Annotated in this window: 12 protein-coding genes; 7 read left to right on the top strand and 5 right to left on the bottom strand. The window is 67.3% G+C overall.

The features are described from left to right. Nucleotides 1-5 precede the first annotated feature (5 nt). From IP91_RS20575 to IP91_RS20595, 5 genes are all read left to right on the top strand, one after another. The gene (locus tag IP91_RS20575; protein ID WP_145651449.1) at nt 6-1,073 is read left to right on the top strand and encodes an MBL fold metallo-hydrolase; all 1,068 of its coding nucleotides are present in this window, start codon (nt 6-8) and stop codon (nt 1,071-1,073) included. A gap of 165 nt (nt 1,074-1,238) precedes the next feature. Then, complete coding sequence (locus tag IP91_RS20580; protein ID WP_145651451.1) at nt 1,239-2,576, top strand: leucine-rich repeat-containing protein kinase family protein; 1,338 nt, start codon at nt 1,239-1,241, stop codon at nt 2,574-2,576. A 75-nt stretch (nt 2,577-2,651) separates the two neighbouring features. After that, complete coding sequence (locus IP91_RS20585; protein ID WP_145651453.1) at nt 2,652-3,986, top strand: paraquat-inducible protein A; 1,335 nt, start codon at nt 2,652-2,654, stop codon at nt 3,984-3,986. Further along, nucleotides 3,979-5,703, top strand: coding sequence for a PqiB family protein (locus IP91_RS20590; protein WP_145651455.1), 1,725 nt, complete (start codon nt 3,979-3,981; stop codon nt 5,701-5,703). Before IP91_RS20585 ends, IP91_RS20590 begins: the two co-directional genes overlap by 8 nt. Beyond that, nucleotides 5,700-6,329: a PqiC family protein gene (locus IP91_RS20595; RefSeq protein WP_145651457.1), complete on the top strand. Its 630-nt coding sequence runs from the start codon at nt 5,700-5,702 to the stop codon at nt 6,327-6,329. Before IP91_RS20590 ends, IP91_RS20595 begins: the two co-directional genes overlap by 4 nt. Before the next feature lie 14 nt (nt 6,330-6,343). Here the strand turns inward: IP91_RS20595 and IP91_RS20600 are convergent, their stop codons facing one another. The 5 genes from IP91_RS20600 to IP91_RS20620 form a co-directional block, all read right to left on the bottom strand. Further along, nucleotides 6,344-8,269, bottom strand: coding sequence for an NPCBM/NEW2 domain-containing protein (locus IP91_RS20600; RefSeq protein WP_229474750.1), 1,926 nt, complete (start codon nt 8,267-8,269; stop codon nt 6,344-6,346). Between the two features lie 113 nt (nt 8,270-8,382). Beyond that, the gene (locus tag IP91_RS20605) at nt 8,383-9,801 is read right to left on the bottom strand and encodes a DUF4832 domain-containing protein (protein ID WP_199754673.1); all 1,419 of its coding nucleotides are present in this window, start codon (nt 9,799-9,801) and stop codon (nt 8,383-8,385) included. Nucleotides 9,802-9,805: 4 nt separating this feature from the next. Beyond that, nucleotides 9,806-12,484 (bottom strand): alpha-galactosidase, encoded by a 2,679-nt coding sequence (locus tag IP91_RS20610; RefSeq protein ID WP_145651461.1) that lies wholly within the window; start codon nt 12,482-12,484, stop codon nt 9,806-9,808. Nucleotides 12,485-12,646: 162 nt separating this feature from the next. Further along, complete coding sequence (locus tag IP91_RS20615; protein ID WP_145651463.1) at nt 12,647-15,496, bottom strand: TonB-dependent receptor; 2,850 nt, start codon at nt 15,494-15,496, stop codon at nt 12,647-12,649. A 1,076-nt stretch (nt 15,497-16,572) separates the two neighbouring features. Next, the gene (locus IP91_RS20620) at nt 16,573-17,103 is read right to left on the bottom strand and encodes an FxDxF family PEP-CTERM protein (protein ID WP_145651465.1); all 531 of its coding nucleotides are present in this window, start codon (nt 17,101-17,103) and stop codon (nt 16,573-16,575) included. A gap of 134 nt (nt 17,104-17,237) precedes the next feature. Here IP91_RS20620 and IP91_RS20625 point away from each other — a divergent pair, with 134 nt between their 5' ends. Together IP91_RS20625 and IP91_RS20630 are read left to right on the top strand one after the other, a co-directional pair. Next, nucleotides 17,238-17,609 (top strand): hypothetical protein, encoded by a 372-nt coding sequence (locus IP91_RS20625; RefSeq protein WP_145651467.1) that lies wholly within the window; start codon nt 17,238-17,240, stop codon nt 17,607-17,609. Nucleotides 17,610-17,913: 304 nt separating this feature from the next. Continuing rightward, nucleotides 17,914-19,248 (top strand): sigma-54 dependent transcriptional regulator, encoded by a 1,335-nt coding sequence (locus tag IP91_RS20630; protein WP_145651469.1) that lies wholly within the window; start codon nt 17,914-17,916, stop codon nt 19,246-19,248. Nucleotides 19,249-19,578 lie beyond the last annotated feature (330 nt).

Below are 19,578 nucleotides of genomic sequence, written 5' to 3' on the forward strand. Positions count from 1 at the left end.
ATATCATGAAGCCCGATTATTTGAGAGGAAACACCTTGGTCCACCCATCCCTCCCCGCGCGCCAGTCGCGCCGCACTTTAAAAAAACCTGCCGGCGTGACGGCGAAAGCACTCTCGCTTTGCATCGCCGCATGGGCCGTGACGGGAGCTGTCGCCGCAGGCAGTGCGTTCGCCGCCGGGCACACGAACGCAGTGCCGGTACAGAAGGCCCAGGTTCCTGGCTATTTTCGCCTGCCCGTCGGCACCATGACCGTGACGGCCCTCTTCGACGGCGTGGTCGACATCGACGCCGCACTGCTGGGCGGCGCCAGCAGGCAGGTCATCCGGTCTTCCTTGCATCGCAACTTCCTGCCCACCGGAGCACCGGTCCAGACGCCGGTGAACGCCTATCTGGTCGAGACCGGCGAAAATACCATCCTGGTCGACACGGGCACGGCGAAGCTGTTCGGCCCACGGCTCGGTTTCATCCTCGAGAACCTGCGTGCAGCGGGATACCAGCCCACGGACATCGACACGATCCTGCTGACGCACCTGCACCCCGACCATGCGGGTGGCCTGCTCGCCGAGGGCGGGACCATGGCCTTTCCGAATGCACGGGTGTACGTGCCGAAGGCCGATGCGGACTACTGGCTGAGCCGCGACAGCGAACGCCATGCGCGGCCGGATCAGCGCGCCCTGTTCAAGATGTCGCGCGATGCCGTCGCGCCGTACCTGGCGACGGGCAGGCTCACCGTGTTCGATGCGGGCCAGCCGATCAGGAAGGGCGTCACGGCGATTGCCGCGGGTGGCCACACCCCGGGCCATACGGCCTATCTGTTCGCGTCGCGCGGTGGCGACATGCTGGTGTGGGGGGACATCATCCATAGCGCGGCGGTGCAGTTTCCGCATCCGGAAGTGGCGATCGAATTCGATTCGGACAAGCAGCAGGCCGTGAAAACACGGAACGCGCTCCTCTCGTATGCGGCCGCGCGGCGCGTCTGGGTCGCCGGTGCGCACATTCCGTTCCCGGGGATCGGCCATGTCGGCGTCGACCAGGCGTCCTCCTACCGCTGGGTGCCGGCCGACTATCGCTGATCGGGCCCGCTGCCAGGTGTGTCGGGAGGCGGACCGCTGACCGGCAGGGCGGTATTGCGAGCGAGGCCGTTGCACTGCGGCGGCGAGCGGCATCGTGTTGCTGCCGGTCCCGGTAGAATACGGCGTCGCGCAATTTCTGCCACTTCGCCTGGCTCTTCGGCCCTCATGCATACCCTGGAACAATTACAAAGCGGCGCGCTGGCTGGCGCCGTCCGCCTGCAGCTGTCGTGCGGCCTCACCGCATTCCCGCGCGAGATCTTCGACCTGGCCGACACGCTGGAAATCCTCGACCTGTCCGGCAACGCGTTGTCGGCGCTGCCCGACGACCTGCCGCGCCTGACGCGGCTGCGCGTGCTGTTCTGCTCGCAGAACCGCTTCACCGTGCTGCCCCCCGTGCTGGGCGCCTGCGCGGGATTGACCATGATCGGCTTCAAGAGCAACCGCATCAGCGTGGTGCCGGCCGACGCGCTGCCGCCATCGCTGCGCTGGCTGATCCTGACCGACAACCGGCTGGAAGTCCTGCCCGCGTCGATCGGCCGCTGCGCGCAGCTGCAGAAGCTGATGCTGGCGGGGAACCGGCTGAGCACCCTGCCGGAGGCGCTGGCGGACTGCACCAACCTGGAACTGCTGCGCATTGCCGCGAACCGGCTGACAGTGTTGCCGCCCTGGCTGCTGGGCATGCCGAAGCTGGCCTGGCTGGCCTATGCCGGCAACCCGTTCACTGCCGCGGACGAGGCGGCAGCAGCGGCCGACGCGCATCCGGCCCGCATCGGGTGGCAGCAACTGACGATTGACCGGAAACTGGGGGAAGGTGCCTCCGGCATCATCCACCAGGCGCTGTTGCGGCAAGCGGAAAGGGATGGGACGGCCGTCGCGGTCAAGCTGTTCAAGGGCGCGATCACGAGCGACGGCCTGCCCGGGTGCGAGCTGGCGGCCTGCATCGGCGCTGGCAGCCATCCGAACCTGATTCCCGTATTGGGCGAGGTCGACGATCACCCCGATGGCATCCACGGCTGTGTGATGGCCCTGGTCGACCCCGCGTTCCACAACCTGGCCGGGCCGCCCAGCCTGGCGAGCTGCACGCGGGACGTCTACCCGGAGACCACGCGCTTTCCGCTTCAAGGCCTGCTGCGGCTGGCGCGGGGCATCGCCGCGGTAGCGCAGCATCTGCACGGCCGCGGCATCCTCCACGGCGACCTGTACGCGCACAACATCCTGCATACCGAGGGCGGCGACGCCTTGCTGGGCGACTTCGGCGCCGCCTCGCGGTTCGTGCCGCACGGCGCCGCGGCGCAGGCCCTGCAGCGGCTGGAAGTGCGCGCCTTCGGCCTGCTGCTGGGGGAACTGATGGCACGGTGCGAGACGGCCGACGCTACCCGTGAAGTGCTCGCGAGCCTGTCCACGCTCCAGCATGACTGCACCCACCCGGACCCGGGCGCACGCCCCCTGTTCGACGCGGTCGTGCAGCGCTTGCCGGCACCTTCGGACGGAGCCGGCGCCTGAGCGGCCTGAACCGCGCGCCGCTGTTGCTGCCGGTCATGTTACATAGTGCCATAGCATGATGAAAGAAAGCGCGGCATGAAACCTGGAGAGCTGATCGGCTGTCACGACTGCGGATGCCTGTACCAATGGCAGCCGCTGGCCGTGCGCGAGCGTGCGCGCTGCGGGCGCTGCCAGCTGGAGCTGTACCGCTGGCATGCGTCCGGCCCGACGAAACGGACCGACACCATGGTGGCGTTGACGCTGTCGGCCGTGCTGGTGTTCATCGTCGCCCAGTGCTTTCCGATCGTGACCCTGCAGATGGCGGGCATGTCCTCCGGCGTCACGCTGCCGCAGGCCGTTGCCGTGCTTTGGGGCGAGGGCATGGGCGTGATCGCCACTCTGGTGCTGTTGTGCGGGATCGTCTTTCCCGGTCTCGAACTGAGCGCCCTGCTGTACGTGGCGCTGGGGTTGCGCCGGCGTGTGCGCGTGCCCGGTTTTAACCTGGTCCTGCGCACAGTGCAGGGCGCGCGCCACTGGGCGATGACGGAAGTGCTGATGATCGGCATCCTCGTCACCGTCATCAAGATGACCAGCCTGGCACGGGTGGTGCCCCATCCGGGCCTGTTCGCGTTCGGCGTACTGACGATCCTGTGCGCGCTGGTCATGCGTTACGAGCCACGCGCGCTGTGGGCACTGGCCGACCGCCAGGTGCCGCAGCCGGACGAGGTGGGGCAGGCCGGGCATGCCCACCACCACGAACCTCGGCATGATCACCAGCCCCCGGCCGAGCTGATCGCCTGCGATACCTGCGGCCTCGTGAACCGCCTGGAGCCGGGGGCGCACCAGGCCCTGACACCCAAAGAGGAAGCGCGGACCAACACCCACTGCTGCCGCTGCAAGGCGTCGCTGCATCGCCGCATCCCGCACAGCATCGGCTGGACCTGGGCGATGCTGGCCGCGGCAGCGCTGCTGTACATTCCAGCCAACATGCTGCCGGTGATGTACACGCAGTCGGTCGGTGGGACGGAAGGCGACACCATCATGAGCGGCGTGCGGCTGTTCTGGAATACCGGCTCGAAAGGGCTGGCCATCATCATTTTCATCGCCAGCATCGCGGTACCGGTGTCGAAACTGCTGGCGCTGGTCTGGCTGAACGGCACGGCGCAGCTGCGTTCGCGCGCCGCGCCATTGGCGAGAACGCGCGCGTATCGCGTCGTGGAATTCATCGGCCGCTGGTCGATGCTGGATATTTTCGTGGTCACGCTGACGGTGGCGCTGGTGCGCTTCGATGTGCTGGCCGCAATCACTGCCGGTCCCGGCGCGATCGCCTTCGGCTGCGTCGTCATCCTGACGATGGTGGCCTCGGCGCAGTTCGATCCGCGCCTGATCTGGGACCCGATCGATTCATATGGAGAACCTCAACATGCCTGAACAGGACGGCATACGCCCGACTGCACCGTCGCTCGACGAATTGTCGAACCCTGCGCCGAGTCCTGCGCCGAGTCCTGCGCCGAATGCTGCGCCGAATCCTGCGCCGAACCACGCGCCGGTGCCGCCGTCCGCGCGCTCGTCCGTGCCCCGGCCGGCCATCGACCGTCCCAGCCGCTGGCTGCCTTCCCTGATCTGGCTGATCCCCGTGCTGGCCGCCCTCATCGGCGCGTGGCAGGTGGCGGTCTGGCTGGGCAACCGGGGGCCGACGATCACCGTCTCGTTCTCGACCGGCGACGGCCTCGAGGCCGGCAAGACCAAGGTCAAGTTCCGCGACGTCGACATCGGCCAGGTCGTGGCAGTCCGCCTCGGCCAGGACGCGGGCCGCGTCGAAGCCGAGATCGAGATGGCGAAGGAGGCGCGCCGCTTCGCCGCCAAGGACAGCCGTTTCTGGGTGGTGCGCCCGCAGATCGGCGCGGGCGGCGTCACGGGACTGAACACGCTGCTGTCGGGCGCGTACATCGGCGCCGCGCCGGGCGCCAGCGAAGACAGCAGCGACAGTTTCACGGGCCTGGAAGCGCCGCCGGCCGTGCCGTATGGCCTGAAGGGGCGCGAGTACCGCCTGCATGCAGACAGCCTCGGCTCGCTGGCCCCCGGATCGCCCGTGTACTACCGGCGCGTGAAGGTGGGCCAGATCGCCTCGATCGCGCTGGACGCCAGCGGACAGGGGATCGACATGTCGGCCTTCGTCGAGGACAAGTTCACGGGCCTGGTCGGGCAGGACACGCGCTGGTGGCATGCCAGCGGCGTCGATCTGCGGCTCGATGCCAACGGCCTGAAACTCAATACCCAGTCGCTGGCGGCGCTCGCCACTGGCGGCATCGCGTTCGAAGCGGTCGATGGCCGCAAGCCGGCTGTCCCGGCGGCGGCCGGCACGCGGTTCGTGCTGGCCGAAGACCGTGCCGCGGCGCTGCGCGCGCCGGACGGCCCGGCCGTCAGCGCCGTGCTGTATTTCGACGGCTCGCTGCGTGGCCTGGTGGTGGGCGCGCCGGTCGACTTCCGCGGCATCGCGCTGGGCGAAGTGCGCAGCATCGGCGTCGAATTCGATCGCCAGCGGCGCAAGCTGAGCATGCCGGTCACGGTCGACCTGTACCCGGGCCGCCTTGGCGAATCGTTCCTCGAAACGCTCAACAGCAATACGGGCGGCGACGCGCTGGGCCAGATGGTCGCGCGCGGCCTGCGCGGCCAGCTCAAGAGCGGCAACCTGCTGACCGGCCAGCTGTACGTGGCGCTCGACTTCCATCCGAATGCGCCCAAGGCGGCGCTGGCGATGCGCGATGGCCAGCTGGTGTTCCCGACCGTGCCGGGCCAGCTCGACGAACTGCAGACCCAGGTCGCGAACATCGCGCGCAAGCTCGACAAGATCCCGTTCGACGAGATCGGCAATAACCTGAACAAGACGCTCGTGCAGGCCAATGCATTGATCGCCCGTCTGGACGGCCAGGTGCTGCCGGAAATGCGCGATGCGCTGACCGCCGCGAAGCAGACCTTTGCCAGCGCCGAAACCCTGCTGTCGCAGGACGCGCCGCTCCAGTCGGACCTGCGCCGCGCGCTCACCGAAGTCACCGACACCATGGAGAAATTGAACGACCTGGCCGACTACCTGGAACGCCATCCCGAGTCGCTCATTCGCGGCAAACCGCAGGAGAAGAAGAAATGAACCGCCTCACGCTCGTCCAACGCAAGCGCGCGCTGTATGCCGCCGCGCTCACGACGGTGCTGGCCGGCTGCGCCAGCGCGCCACCCGACCAGTTCTACACGCTGACCGACAGCGCCGGTGCGCCGGTGCCGGCGGCGGCGCCGGCGCCGGTCTACATCGAAATGCGGCCGGTGACGGTGCCGGACCAGGTGCGCCGCAACCAGATGGTGGTGGCGAAGGGCGCCGGGCAGGTCGACCTGCTGGAGCATCATCGCTGGGCCAGCAAGCTCGACGACCAGATCCGCGTTGCGCTGTCGCTCGGCATCGCGGCCCAGCTGGGCGCGGTGGACGTGTACAACAACCCGGCGCCGCCCGGCGCGGCGGTGTACCGCATCAGCGCCAGCGTGCAGCGCTTCGAATCGCGGCTGGACGATTACGCGCTGGTCGATGTGGTGTGGAGCGTGCGCCGCGCCAGCGAGCGCGAGGTGCTGACCTGCCGCAGCGTGTTCCGCGAACCGGTCGGCGCCGGCCATGCGGCGCTGGTGGCCGGGCACCGGGCTGCGCTCGCCAGGGTCTCGGCAAGCATCGCCGCGGCGGTGCGCGGCCAGGCGTCGGCCTGCGCGGCGAGCGACGGGGCACCTGCCTGACCAGGGCCGACTGCTCAGAACCGGTCGCCCGCAGCACGCAGCAGCTGCGCATCCCCCCAGGTTGCCACGACAGGCAGCGCATCGCCGGACTTCGATCCCCGCACCACCAGCTCGATGATCTGGTAGCCGCGGATGTTTGCCTTCAGCCGATGCGCCTTGCTGCCATAGGCCAGCGCGGGGCTTTCGGCCAGCAGCCTGCCATCCCCGTACACAGAGAAGCGCACCGGCTGTTGCATGTTTGAGGTCGAATCATCCACGCCGACGGAGGCCAGCAGCTGCGCATGGCCGGCACCGTTCTTCACCTGGATCCGCGAGCCGGACAGGATGCCGATGCCCGACTCGAACGCCTGGCCCGCCACCTGCAGGGTCTGGCCGTAGGGCGTGACATCGGCCTGCGCACCGCCCCAGCCGGCGTACTGGGGCCGCGCGCCGCCCGAACGGGTGCTGGCCCACGGGTCGATCATCCGGTGCACGGTGGGATCGGCCTGCGGCTGCCGCACGCCGTCGCGGGCCACGTTGATCGCGCCGGGAATCTCGGACAGGTAGACACCGTTTTCCAGCTGCCGCTTGCCGGTGGCTTCGAACACCAGCGTCTCGTGCGGTGCCAGCGTGAAGGCCTTTTCGCCAGTGAACTTCACGCTCTCCTTCGACCACAGGTTGCGCAGCGTGACCGGCGCGCTGCCTGACAGTTTCATGTGGCTCGCCAGCAGGGTCACCTCGGCCGGCGCGGCGCCCCGGTTGAACAGCGCGACCGCCTTGCGTCCCCCGTCGCCCAGCGTCTTGACGATGATCTGGGCATCGTCGGAATCATAGGTGACCACGCCCTGGTGGCCGCCCCGGTCCTGGTTCAGCGCGACCACGTCCGGATTGCCCAGCACGTCGAGCAGCGATGCCGGACCGTTGCGCAGGTCGTAGCTGACCAGCAGCGGCGCATTGATCATGGCCCACAGCGAGAAATGGGAACGCACTTCGACCGGGTGGGCGGCATCGAAGGCGCCATGGCCGATGTGCAGGATGTCCGGATCGTTCCAGTGGCCGGGACCGGCATACAGCGCCCGTTTGGCCGCGCTGTCGAAGTTGTGCAGCATGCTGGTCCAGCTGGGCGTGATGTCGGCGCTGGTGCGCCACAGGTTGCCCACGTCCTTGCCCCAGGCGCGCACGTTCGCCATGCCCCAGGCGCAGATCGACAGCACGTAGTCGTTGTCCGGCCGCGCCGCCTGCAGTGCCGCGGCGACGGCTTCGTAGCGGCCCCGCACGGCGGCGCTGTCGGTACGGTTGATCGAGGCGCGCTCGATCAGCGGCGCCTGCGCGCGGTAGGCCTGCTGCTTCACCACGTCGGAACCGGGCACGAAGTCGGCCAGGCCGCAGGCATCCACCTTCAGGTAGTCGAACCCCCACTGCTTGAAGTACAGGTCGATGTCCTGTCCGACGTGGCCTTCCAGCCCGACTTCGCGCTCGGCGGTGGTGCCCTGCGGGAGGTTCGGCGAGTGCAGGTCGTGCGCCTGCGAACAGGCATTGCGGCCCACGTCCGTGTACAGGCCGGCCTTCAGCCCCATGGCGTGCAGCCGGGTGGTGAAGGGCTTGAAGCTGGTGCCGTCCGGGCCACCGGTCGCTGCCGAGGGAAAGATGCCGGTGCGGATCTGCAGGCGGCCGTCACCCGCGCGGCGCTTGATCCACCAGCCGTCGTCCAGGATCACGTAGTGGTAGCCGAGTTTGGCCAACCCGCTGTCGACCAGCACCTTCGCGGCGCCCATCACCTTGTCTTCATCGACTTCGGTGCGGAATGCATTCCAGCTGTTCCAGCCCATCGGCGGGGTGCTGGCGGCCCCGCTCGTGTCGCCTTCCCACCGGCCGGCCGGCGCCAGCGGATCGGCCGCCGGCCTGGCATGCACCTGCGTGACGAGTAACGTTGCAGCCAGCAGGCTGTACAGAAGTTTCAATTGCGCTCGTTTCGCTTGCGGCAAATGCATTTGCGGTTGCTTGTTCGCGCCAGACCATCGGTAAGCCATCCATCTCTCCTGTGTCAAAGGGCGTCTTGCTCGCCCATGTTCGTTCAACGAATGTTCAGCGTGGTGCCCGCACCGAACGCGCCCAGCCTGTCATCCCAGCGCTGCGACTTGCCGGCATCGTCGGCATTGGCAGGCCGCACGCTGTAACGCGCATCGCCGGCAAGCGAGGCGGCACCATCGGGCAAGGCAAGCAATACGTCGTAGATACCGGCAGGCGTCCCGGCCGGCACGGCAAACCGCGCCGTCACCGTGCTGGTGCGGCCCGGCAGCCAGTCACGCGGATCGACCGACGGCAGGGCAAGCCGCACGACGGCGCCGGTAGTGCGGTGCTTCAGCAGGAGCTGCACGCCACGCGGGTTGAACGCGCGCGCCCAGCCGCTGTTGCGCAGGGTGAGCGCGAGCTCGCCCGATCGACCGGCTGCCACGTCGGCACTGTGCCGCAGCGTCGCCAGTTCGAAGCGGTAGCCCATGCTCCGCTTGACCTGCGCCATGCAGCCCTGCGCCTCCCAGCGCGTGTGGAACAGGCCGCGGTAGTACGTGTCGTTCAGGTAGGTCAGGCCGAACCGGCTTCCTTCGCGCAGGATGTCGTCGCAATTGGTGCGCGGCGTTGGATCGGGTTCATCGGCCGGATTGCACGTCTCCGCGCCGAACGGTGTCACGGCCGACAGCGCCGCCGTGTAGGCGTGCTGGCGCTGGCGGGTTGCCGCATCCTCGCTGTACGTGCCCACATCCGTGTTGGAGGCCATGAAGCAGTCGTTATGCACGCCGATGCGCGAAGCCTTCGAGCCGTCGCGCCAGCGCGGCACCTGCGGCGCCCATGCCATGAGATACGGTGGATAGCGCAGTTGCAGGAACCGGTCGGGCGGCAGGGCGTCGAGCAGCGCATCGCGGATCTGCGTGCGCGGTCCCGCCGCGGTGAGGTCGTTGGACGAGGTATGCCATTCGCCCCAGGCGCCCACGAAGCCGGCCTGCAGATAGGCGATGACATCCGCGTTCGCCGCCAGGACCGGTTTCAGCTGCCCGATGTGTTCCAGCACGCGGGCGAGCGGCGCATCCTGCGCGTTCCGGTACGCGGTCTCGCCGGCCGGGTAGTTGTACAGGAAACGCGGGATGAGTTTCAGGCCCGCGCGCCGCGCCGTGGCGAAGCTGGCGGACAGGCCATCGAGGACAGCCTGCGGCAATGGTGCGCCCGCATACGCGTCCAGCCGCACCGGCGCATACACGATGCGGTAGCCGGCCGCGAACTGGGCATCGGCCTGCGCCGGCGTCCATGCGGCCAGGCTGTCGTTCGCCCAGACGTACATGCCGCGCTCGGGGTTGGCGATCCCGGCATCCGTCGGGCGGAACGTCGTTTCACTCGTCGCGCCTGCCACGCCGCCTGCCGCCTGCGCGGAGAACGCGCAGAGCAGGGCGAGCGGCAGCAGGCATTGCAGTGTCGTCGGCATCTTCGGCATCTTCGTCATCCCATCACGCGTTCAGAAGACGGCCGAAGGCGGCCGGCACGTGGAAGTCCGGCGTGGCCGTGCGCGTCGGGCTCCAGGCCGAATAGACCGGCTGCTTGCCGTCCTGGCCCTCCACGCGGAACAGGTTCAGGCGCCAGCCGTCCTCCGCTCCGCCACGCAGCGGTACGGCCAGTTCCGCCGTCCACACCTTGTGCTCCGCATCGATGTGCGCCTTGCCCCGGCTCTCGCCGACGATGCGCCGCTTGCCCGATGCCTCCACGGCGATCTCCATCAGCATGCCGTTGGGCGCCACTTCCACCTCGCGGTAGCTCTTGAGTCCCGCCCGTTCCGGCGCCTGCAGGAAGACCTCGACGACGTCGCGCTCCCACAGCGGCCAGATGCCGGCCGCCGAACCGGCGCGCTCGTAGGTGCTGAGCGTGTCGTACTTGCAGGTGAAGCGCAGGTACAGGTGGCCGGCATCGCGCAGCAGCTGCACCCGCGTCGATTGCGGGCCTTGCAGAGGCTTGCCCTGCCAGTCGTGGCGGAAGAACGTCGATGGTGCATCGGCCCATTGCGAAGCGCGCGGGTAGCCGTCCGTCCCCAGCGCCCCGACCTTGCCGGCGAAGGCGACCGGCAGCGTGTCGGGCGTCTCGGGCCGCGCTTCGATCAGCAGGCTGTGCGTGAACCGCACCGGCAAGGTGGCCCTGGCGGCCGTCACCTTGCCCAGGGCACGACCGGTGAGCGAGTCCTGCACCGTCCACACGCCGGGGCCGAGGCCGCGCAGGGCAACCGCGCCGTCGAAGGTGTCGGCATAGAACGCGTAGTGCAGGGCGCCACCCTGTTCCACCACGTGGGTCTCCGGCTTGTCGAAGCCCAGGTCGTACAGCTCGCCGCGGTAGCGGCCTTCGGCGAGGCGCCCCTTGTTGTACAGGTCCACCCACTGGCGCCAGTGCGCCTCGCGCTCGGGCGTCAGCAGGAAGGAGTCCTTCGGCTTCGGATCGACCGGCCAGGTGAACTTGGTGGCCACCACGGCGCCGATGCCCACGCTGGAGGCAAAATCCTGCCCGCCGGTGCTCAGCTCCACGTGGTCGCCCGCGTAGGCGGACCAGGGGCCCATCAGGGCCTTCAGGGTCTTGCCCTTGTGGCGCACCTGCCAGCTCGACAGCGGGTCGGAGGCCGGCGCCTGGTCCATGTACGGCATGTTGTGGAAGGCGTAGCTGGTACCGCACGGGCAGACCTCCAGCACCGCTTCCGGATTGGCCGCATGCGTCACGTCGTGCATCACCTTGTAGAAGGCCGACACCGCCTCGACCGATTCCTCGGGCCGCGCGTGCTTGTGCTTCGGGTTGAAGCACGGTGCCACGCCGTTCAGGTGCTGGCCGTCGACCTTCAGGCCGTCGAAGCCCCAGTCGGCGATGATCATGCGGATCGTCTCGGCCAGGCGCGCCTGCGTCTTGTCGTAGGCGGGGCACAGGTAGAAGCAGTTCCACCACGTGACGTCCTGCGCCGCGCCGTCCTTGTCGAGGAGGAGCAGGTCGGTGTGGTCATGCAGCTCGTCGCTGCCGGGGGCCACTGCCAGCGGCGCGATCCACAGCCGCGCCTTCATGCCGCGCGCATGGATGTCGGCCACCAGCGCCTTCATGTCGTCCCCGCCGCGCGGGAACTTGGCCAGGTCGGGCGTCCAGTCGCCCGTCCTGACCTGCCAGCCGTCGTCCAGCACGGCCCACTTGAAGCCCAGCTCCTGCACCTTGGGCAGCGTGGCGCGGACATAGGCCAGCGAGAAGTCCCGCTCGTAGCCCCAGGCGCACCACTGCGCATCGTAGGCGCTGGCCGGTGGCTCGGGCGCCGCCAGCCCCTGCGCGGCCATCAGGCGGCGGTAGCGGTCCAGCGGCACGTAGTAGTCGCCACGGTGCACGGCGATGAAGGTGGGCGGCGTGACAAGCGTGGCGCCGGGCGCCAGCGTCTGCGGCACGTCGCCGCGCAGCGCGATGTCGACCTGGTCGCCGACTGCCTTCACGGGCAATGCGACGAGCAGCGGCTGCAGCGCCAGGTGGCCGACGGCCAGGCCGATGTCGCGGCGCCAGACATCGGCGACCGGCGTGCCGCCGCCGTAGTCGGACGCATTCATGCCGAGGAAATTGCGCTGCTCGAAGCCGCGCTTGACGGGCTGCACCCAGTCGCGCCGGTCGGCATGGCTGGCGCCCGAATAGGTCCAGTAGCCGCCCGCGTGGCGCGGGGCGGCGGCCAGGCGGTGCGCGGCATTCACCCACGCGTCGACGACCAGTGGCTTGCTGCCCGTGTTCACGTAGCGCACGTCCAGCAAGGCCACGCCTGGATGCTCGTCGAGGAGCGTCACGGTGACGCGCTTCTCGATGCCGTCCAGCGAGCGGCCGGCGAGATGGAGGGCCTGGCCGGCACCGAACGGCGTCGTCACGCGCGCCGGCTCGGCCTTCTGCAGCGAGAAGCGGCCGGACGGCTTGCCGCCGATGACGAGGTGCTCGCTGGTGTCGAAGCCGGTCAGCGCGGTGGATTGTTTGCCCGCCAGGCTGACGATGCGGCAGCGCATCTGCGCGTCGAACTGCAGCGACACGGCGGCGTCCTGCACGCGCACCTGGCCCTTGCCGTCGGCAGCGCGGGCGAGCGGGATCTGCGTGGCCAGCGGCGCGGCGCCCAGCCACTGGAGGAAGGCACGGCGCGCGGTCATCGCTGCACCGCCGGGACATCGGGGAGGGGGAAAAGTGGCATCGGCATTCCAGTTCGGGTCGTGCGGGCAGGGCGCCCGCAGATAAAACACTGGCGACGCGCTTGAAGCCACGTCGCCAGCATCGTCATTGAAGGAGAAGGGGCACGCGGTGCCCCCGTTGCATCAGAACTTCAGGCTGGCGCCCAGCGTGACGGAGCGGCCGTAGCGGTAGTAGCCGTTCGGCAGGCTGATGGAGCCGTTCGTCAGCTTCGGTGCCTGCTCGGCATCGGTCAGGTTGTTGCCTTCGATGCTGATGCGCAGCGACTTGGTCACGTCGTACGCCAGCTGGGCCGTCAGCCACGTCACGGAGTTGGTCACCTCGTTGAAGCCGGCGCCGAGCACGTTGGTGGCGGTCGTGAACGAGTCGGTGAAGTCGGCCGTCGTGCTCATGCTGAGCGGTCCCTTCTCGTACAGCAGGCCCAGCGACGCCGTCGCCGGCGCAATGCCTTCGAGCGGACGTTCCACGCCATCGACCCAGCTGCTCGACAGGTTGCGGGTGTACTGCGCCCGCACGCCGAAGCCGTTGTCGAACAGGTGCTGCAGGCCGATCTCCATGCCGCGCGCCTTGGCGCTGTCGCCGTTGATGGGGCGCGACACGTTGAACAGGCGGCCACCCGGGGCGCCGATGTCCTGGCCGGTCAGGAACTGGCTGGTGATCTGGTTCTTGATGTTCTTCTGGTACACGGCGAACGTCAGTGCCGAGTTCTTGGCGTAGTACCACTCCAGCGAGATGTCGGCCTGCTTCGCCGAGTACGGCTTCAGGTTGGCATTGCCGCCGTAGATCTGCGTGAAGTCACCCCAGGAGATGCTGGCGGTGGTGCTGGACGGCGCCAGCTTGTCCACCGACGGACGGGCCATCGTCTTGGCGGCGCCGAGGCGCAGCTGCAGCGTGTCCGTGATCGCGTAGGTGAAGTTGGCCGACGGCAGGCCGTAGGTGTAGCTGGCATCCTGCTGCACCACGGACGGATCGGCGTAGACGGCCGTGTAGTTGAACGCGCCGTTCTCGATGATGTCGTTGATCTTCGCGTCCCAGGCCTGCGCGCCGGTCTTGGTGTGCACCAGGCGCACGCCCACGTCCGCCGTCCATTTTTCGCCGGACATGTCGGCCTGCACGAAGGCTGCCGTGGTGTCCTCTTTCACGCGGTAGCTTTCCAGCGGGTTGAACGCCGGTGCCGACAGCGTCGAGCTGTACACGCCGCCACCTGGCCGTGGCTTGCCGTCGAGGCCTGCCAGCGCCTGCGCGTAGTTGTTGACGTCGAAGCCCAGGAAGCTGCGCGGGAAGTTGCCGCTCACGCCCGACAGGAAGCCGCTCGGGGTCAGGGTCTGGTTGATGACGTTGCCGCCCAGCGTGCCCACGTTGATCGCGTTGGCGCCGGAGTAGTGGTCCGCGCCGGCATTGAACGCGTTGTTGATCATGTCGCGCGTCTTCTTGCGGTTGGTCTGGCTGATGCCGAACTTCAGCTGGTCGACATGGAAGCGGTCCACCTTCCATGCCGCATCCAGGGCCAGGCCGCCGATGCGGTCATCCACGTTGTCGCCCGTGCGGCTGTAGTAGTGGGTGTTGAAGTCATTGCCGCTGAACTGGCCGGCAGCCAGGCCGCTCTGCAGGTCGCGGCCGTCGGCCAGCGTGGTCGTCACGTCCGGCACGGCGGCGCCGGTGAGCCGGATGCGCGTCACGTTCGGCTGGTTCATGCGCAGCACCACGTAGGTATCGTTGCCGCCGGAGTTGCGCTTCGACGTGGACAGGTACATGTCGCCGTTGACCTTCAGGTCCGGCGTGACCTTCCACTCCGCCCGGGCACCGACCATGGCGGTATCGACCACGCGGTACTCGGTCTGGTTCAGCACTTCCGGATTGAGGCGCAGCTCGGGGTCCGTGTTATCCAGCGTCAGGTCGGTCACCACGCCGTTGTTGACCTTGATGTTGGACCAGCGGCCGGGCGAGAACAGCGGATAGAACGACAGCTGGTAGCCGACCTGCGGCGAGTCGAGGCGCGTCTTGAACCCGTCGACGATCACTTTCAGGTCGCTGTTCGGGCGCCACTCCACCTTGCCCGACAGGGCGATGCGTTCCTTCTTCTCCATGATGGAGCCGAAGCGGAACTGGCCCGGGGCCACCAGGCCTTCTTCGTCGGCGTCGAGGATGCCGTTGCCGTTCGGGTCGATGAAGCCGCCCCAGGCGTTGCCCGATTCCCAGAACTGGCTCGGGTCGCTCGGGATGGCATTGCGCGTCCAGCCGCCGTCGTTGCCGGCCGTGTCGGTGCGCACGTCGCGCTTGGCGTAGACGACGCCGAGCAGCACGCCCAGCTTGTTATCGCTGAAGGTATTGCTGTACGTGCCGGACAGCTTCTTGCCGTTCAGGTCGCTCATCTGGTTGCGGTCGCCCTCCAGGCGCAGCAGGCCGTGCTGGCCCTTCTGGTCGAACGGGCTGGCCGAGCGCAGGTTGACGAGGCCGCCGATGGCGCCTTCGATCAGCTGCGCCTGGGTCGACTTGACCACGTCGGCGCCGCTGATCACGTCGGCGGGCAGCACGTCGTATGCGAAGTCGCGGCCGGCCCCGTCGGTGCCCAGCAGGCGGCCGTTGAAGGTGGTGATCGTGTATTCGGGGCCCAGGCCGCGGATGCTGACCTTCTGGCCTTCGCCGCCGGCCGTGCGCGAGATCGACACGCCGGTGATGTGGCTGAGCGAATCGGCCACGTTGTTGTCCGGGAAGCGGCCGAGCTCCGTCGCGCTGATGCTGTCCTGCACGACGGCGGAGTTGCGCTTGAGGGCCAGCGACTGCTGCAGGCTGGCGCGGGTGCCGGTCACCACGACCTGTTCCAGCTGGGCGGCATCGGCCGGGACGGTGCTCTCCTGGGCGCCGGCGGCCGTCGCGAACGTGGCCAGTGCCAGCAGGCAGGCCGAAGTCAGGGGATGCAGCACCAGGTGGTGATGGCTGTCCGCATGCGAGCGGCGTTGCAGATGAGAACTCATTAAACGCTTCCTTTTATAAGTTATTGGCGCAGCGCAGGCGAATGCGGCGGGAAAGCTCTCCGGTTGCGATCCCACGCCTGCCAGTCGCGGCCCGGACCGGCAGGTCGATCTTGCTGCGCTTTCGTTTTATTTCGTACTACACGTGCCCTCACCACGAGGACTTTCGTTTTTTCTGAAATCGAAAGCTACAGTGGGGGTGCTGTTTGGTCAAGCGTTATTCAGTCTATAGCGAAATTCCTTGCGATTCAAAGCTTCTTGTGTGTTTTCGAATTGCTTGTTGTTTTCGTGTACTTTCGATCATGTGCTTTCGTTCGAAAGTTGGATATGTTAGCCGCCGATTTCCCGAAAGCATTTTATTAGAAGCGTCCGACGCGGCTCGCCCCCATGAGGCTTGCCTGGTGCCGTCATGCCTGCGTGCCCGACCTTGCGTGCAGCTATGGGGCGTGGACACATTGCGATCCGGCATGCCCGGGATCGACGATCCGGCTGTCCGGCGCAGAGCGTACCGGTGGGGCGTGGCCGCATCGAAGGGGGCAATAAAGTTGCTTCAAAGCGGGCCGATCGGCAAGGTCAGGGATGCGATGTTCAAGCGGGCCGATCCTGCACGTCTTGGTGGCAGGCTGGCATCCGCGGAGGGCAGGCCGGAAGGTGCGGTCCGCAGTGCGACGACCGCGGGCCGGGTCGGCGCAGCCGCCAGCCGCCGTCGGGCCGGCAGATGAAGTCGCGCATCTGCCGGCCCGACCGCTGCCGGATGGCCCGCGATGGGTGGGCGTCTCGACACGTCGCAGGCGCACTGCGGCGAAGCGTCGACAGGCCGAGCCGGTTGGTCAGGAGGGGGCGGGGTTCGAAGTGGGTGGCGACAGGCGCCGTTGCACGCAACGCAGCGTGCGTCCTGCATGGCGGCCGGCAGGCGGTGCCGAAGGCTCGCGCCAGGGTGATGTCGGGCAGCGTGCCCGGCGGACAGTGGTCTCGCTCGCGCGGTATCCGCCCGAGAGGTCGGATCGGCCGCTTGCCGAAGGCAGCGGCCGGCGCATGTCCCGGAGCCTTACGCTGCCGGCCGCGGACGCGCTGTGTCGTCAGGCTGCCTGCAGTTCGGCAGCACTCTTGCGGCGGCGCGACAGGTAGCCGACCATCGGCAGGCCCAGCAGCAGCAGGCCCCACGTTTGTGGCTCCGGCACCGGGCTGATGTTGACGGTGCCCGCATAGCTGGCGGCTGCCGGCCCCGTGCCACCGTCGCCGATCGTGCCATGCACCGTCAGCACCAGCGGCCCCATGATCGGCGCCATGGACAACGTGCCCCATTCCGTGGTGCCGTTCGGGCTGAGCGTCAGAGCGAAACCGTTGATGTCGGCGGCGTAGAAGCTCACGTCGGTCGTCGGCAGGAAGCCGATCGTGATCAGGCTGGAGTCCACGCTGAAGAAACCCGACGACGGGGCAAGATTGAAGGTGTCCGTGAAGTCGCCCATGGTGAAGTGGGTGACGGCAAACGCTCCCGACAGGGGACCACCGGCAGCCCCGCCAAGATTGACGTTGGTATTCAGATTGTCCGCATAAACGGATCCTGCTGCAACCAGCATTGCACCAGCCACGAGGCTCTTGATATTCATCGCATTTTCTCCTGAAAGCCACGGCCATCCGCGGCACACGTCGCAACCTTACTCGAGTGCAGATAAAAAGGGGGTACCAGAAGTGTCACATCCGTGTGGCATCTTGATTCAAGGAAAAACGTACGGCGATTTCAATGGCCGAGGTAACGATAATTGACAAGCCAATTCAATGGCTTGCGCGGCAGCCGGGTAAAAATGCCGTTGCGATGACGGGTCGATCCAAGGGGATAAAAGACGGGAAATGCCAGCAGATATCCTGGCTTTTTTTTATTCGGGGTGTCCGAAATTTTCCACAAGGGCGCATCTCTGGCTCATTCGGCCTTATTCGGCATCCAACGGGCGCATTGGCGCATGCGCAGCCAGATCAGCATGCACGCCGCATTCCGGGCGGTGCATGGCATGGATGCGTGGCCACCGGCCGGGCTGCACGTTCCGAGCTGATCGTGACATCCGCCGGTTTTGCCGATTCAGCCCCCGCTGGTTTATCTTTGCCGCGCGCAGCGTGATTCATTTTCGGGAATGCATTATCTGGAAGGCCGAAGTTATTATTGTTTCTATCGTTCAATAATGCGCCGAGCGATTATCGCCCTGTCGCGTTGCAGGAATGGGCAAAGTTTTTTCAAACGTGCTGAACAGTAGTAGTAGGCCGGCCGTTCCTCCTTTATAGTGACGTGGGATCGAGGCAGTGGCGCGGCCATTCATTCAGCATTGGATGGTTCAGCTATTTTTTCGACGATAAAAGCGCGCACAGGGGAAGTTGCCTTCCGCTGTAGAACGCGATGACAACAGGCGACGCTTCCGATATTCATCATGATGAACAAAAAACTTCTCGGCATTCCGCTCGGGAGTCGGGAAGGCAAGGCCGCGCTGGCACTCACGCGCGACTTCGACACGGTTCTGGCACGCGACCTGGACCATGCGGAAACGCTGCTGAGAACGCGCAGCTTCCTGCTCGGCGTGATCGAAGTCGGTGCGCCGGCCCCGCTGGCGGAGGTCGAACAATTTCTTCGTGAACATTCGTGGGTGACCTGGATCGCGCTCTGTCGAGACGATGCGCTGCTCGACCAGCGCTGGCGGCGCCTCGTGCACGCCCACTGCATGGATTTCCACACGCACCCGGTGGATGCGACCCGCTTCGGCCATACCCTCGGTCATGCGCAAGGCTTCGCCGAACTGGGCGACGTGGCACCCCGGCGGACGGAGGGGGATGACATGAAGATCACCGGCAGCAGCCCGGCCATCGTCGCGCTGCGGCGCCAGCTGTTGCGCGTGGCCGCGGCGGAAGCGTCGGTGCTGATCTGGGGCGAGAGCGGCACCGGCAAGGAACTGGCGGCGCGCGCCGTGCACGAACAGTCGGCACGACGCGGCGGACCGTTCGTCGCGATCAACTGCGGGGCGATTCCGGCCACGCTGATCCAGTCCGAACTGTTCGGCCACGAGCGGGGCGCCTTCACGGGCGCGGACAAGGGACGGACCGGGCTCATCGAATCGGCCGCCGGCGGCACCGTGTTCCTCGACGAGATCGCGGACCTGCCGCTGGACATGCAGGCCAACCTGCTGCGCTTTCTGCAGGAGAAAACCATCCATCGCCTGGGCGGCACGAAACCGGTGACGGTGGACGTGCGCGTGGTCGCCGCCTCGCACGTGCGGCTGCAGGATGCCGTGTCGCGCGGGGCATTCCGGGAAGACCTGCTGTACCGCCTGAACGTGCTGTCCGTGGAAATGCCGCCGCTGCGCGACCGGGCCGACGATCTGCAAGCCCTGGCGGAAACCTTCTTCCAGGATTACGCACGGGAACGGGCCGCCGGCGTCAGGGGCTTTTCTCCCGGCGCGCTGGCGGCATTGCGCGCGCACCACTGGCCGGGCAATGTGCGCGAGCTGCTCAACCGGGTCAGGCGCGCCTCCGTCATGGCGGAAGGGCGCACGATCAGCGCCCAGGACCTGGGGCTGGCCAGCGACAGCTGTGCGGCGCAGCGGCTCCATCACACGCGCGCCCATGCGGATCGGCTGGCCATCAAGGCGGGGCTGTTGGCCGGCAAGACCATTACCCAGCTGGCGCTCGAGCTGGGCATTTCACGCATGACGCTGTACCGCCTGATGGCCAAGTACGACATCGAGACCCAGGTGCGGAAACGTCATTGCTGAAGCATGTGTTCGCTCAGCGATACCGGCCCGGCTGCGCGGTCCGGTGGCGCCGTCATGGGGGCGAACCGGCATTTTCGTGGCCGCCGCCCACGCCTGTCGCGTCACATGTGTTCGGTGGCGCGGAAACTGTCACCCTGGCGTGACAGCCCTCCAACTACCCGTTTCCCTATGACGAGCTGAGCCGTTAGCAGTTCGGGCACCGCAGGCTCGTATCGTGCAAGTGACAAACGGGACCCGGTCGGGGCCGCCGCACAATCTTGCGACGCAAAATACTCCGCATTTTCAAGATGTTACGAGTGCAAATATCGATGGCATCAAGCTTGCACTGAT

This window comes from Pseudoduganella lurida, assembly GCF_007830455.1.
Lineage (GTDB): Bacteria > Pseudomonadota > Gammaproteobacteria > Burkholderiales > Burkholderiaceae_D > Rugamonas > Rugamonas lurida.

What these genes read in the sequence shown, in the direction of transcription:
- IP91_RS20575 (WP_145651449.1), top strand. Translation starts at nt 6, where the DNA reads ATGAAGCCCGATTATTTGAGAGGAAACACCTTGGTCCACCCATCCCTC.
- IP91_RS20580 (WP_145651451.1), top strand. Translation starts at nt 1,239, where the DNA reads ATGCATACCCTGGAACAATTACAAAGCGGCGCGCTGGCTGGCGCCGTC.
- IP91_RS20585 (WP_145651453.1), top strand. Translation starts at nt 2,652, where the DNA reads ATGAAACCTGGAGAGCTGATCGGCTGTCACGACTGCGGATGCCTGTAC.
- IP91_RS20590 (WP_145651455.1), top strand. Translation starts at nt 3,979, where the DNA reads ATGCCTGAACAGGACGGCATACGCCCGACTGCACCGTCGCTCGACGAA.
- IP91_RS20595 (WP_145651457.1), top strand. Translation starts at nt 5,700, where the DNA reads ATGAACCGCCTCACGCTCGTCCAACGCAAGCGCGCGCTGTATGCCGCC.
- IP91_RS20605 (WP_199754673.1), bottom strand. Translation starts at nt 9,801, where the DNA reads ATGACGAAGATGCCGAAGATGCCGACGACACTGCAATGCCTGCTGCCG.
- IP91_RS20610 (WP_145651461.1), bottom strand. Translation starts at nt 12,484, where the DNA reads ATGACCGCGCGCCGTGCCTTCCTCCAGTGGCTGGGCGCCGCGCCGCTG.
- IP91_RS20615 (WP_145651463.1), bottom strand. Translation starts at nt 15,496, where the DNA reads ATGAGTTCTCATCTGCAACGCCGCTCGCATGCGGACAGCCATCACCAC.
- IP91_RS20620 (WP_145651465.1), bottom strand. Translation starts at nt 17,103, where the DNA reads ATGAATATCAAGAGCCTCGTGGCTGGTGCAATGCTGGTTGCAGCAGGA.
- IP91_RS20625 (WP_145651467.1), top strand. Translation starts at nt 17,238, where the DNA reads ATGGCCGAGGTAACGATAATTGACAAGCCAATTCAATGGCTTGCGCGG.
- IP91_RS20630 (WP_145651469.1), top strand. Translation starts at nt 17,914, where the DNA reads ATGATGAACAAAAAACTTCTCGGCATTCCGCTCGGGAGTCGGGAAGGC.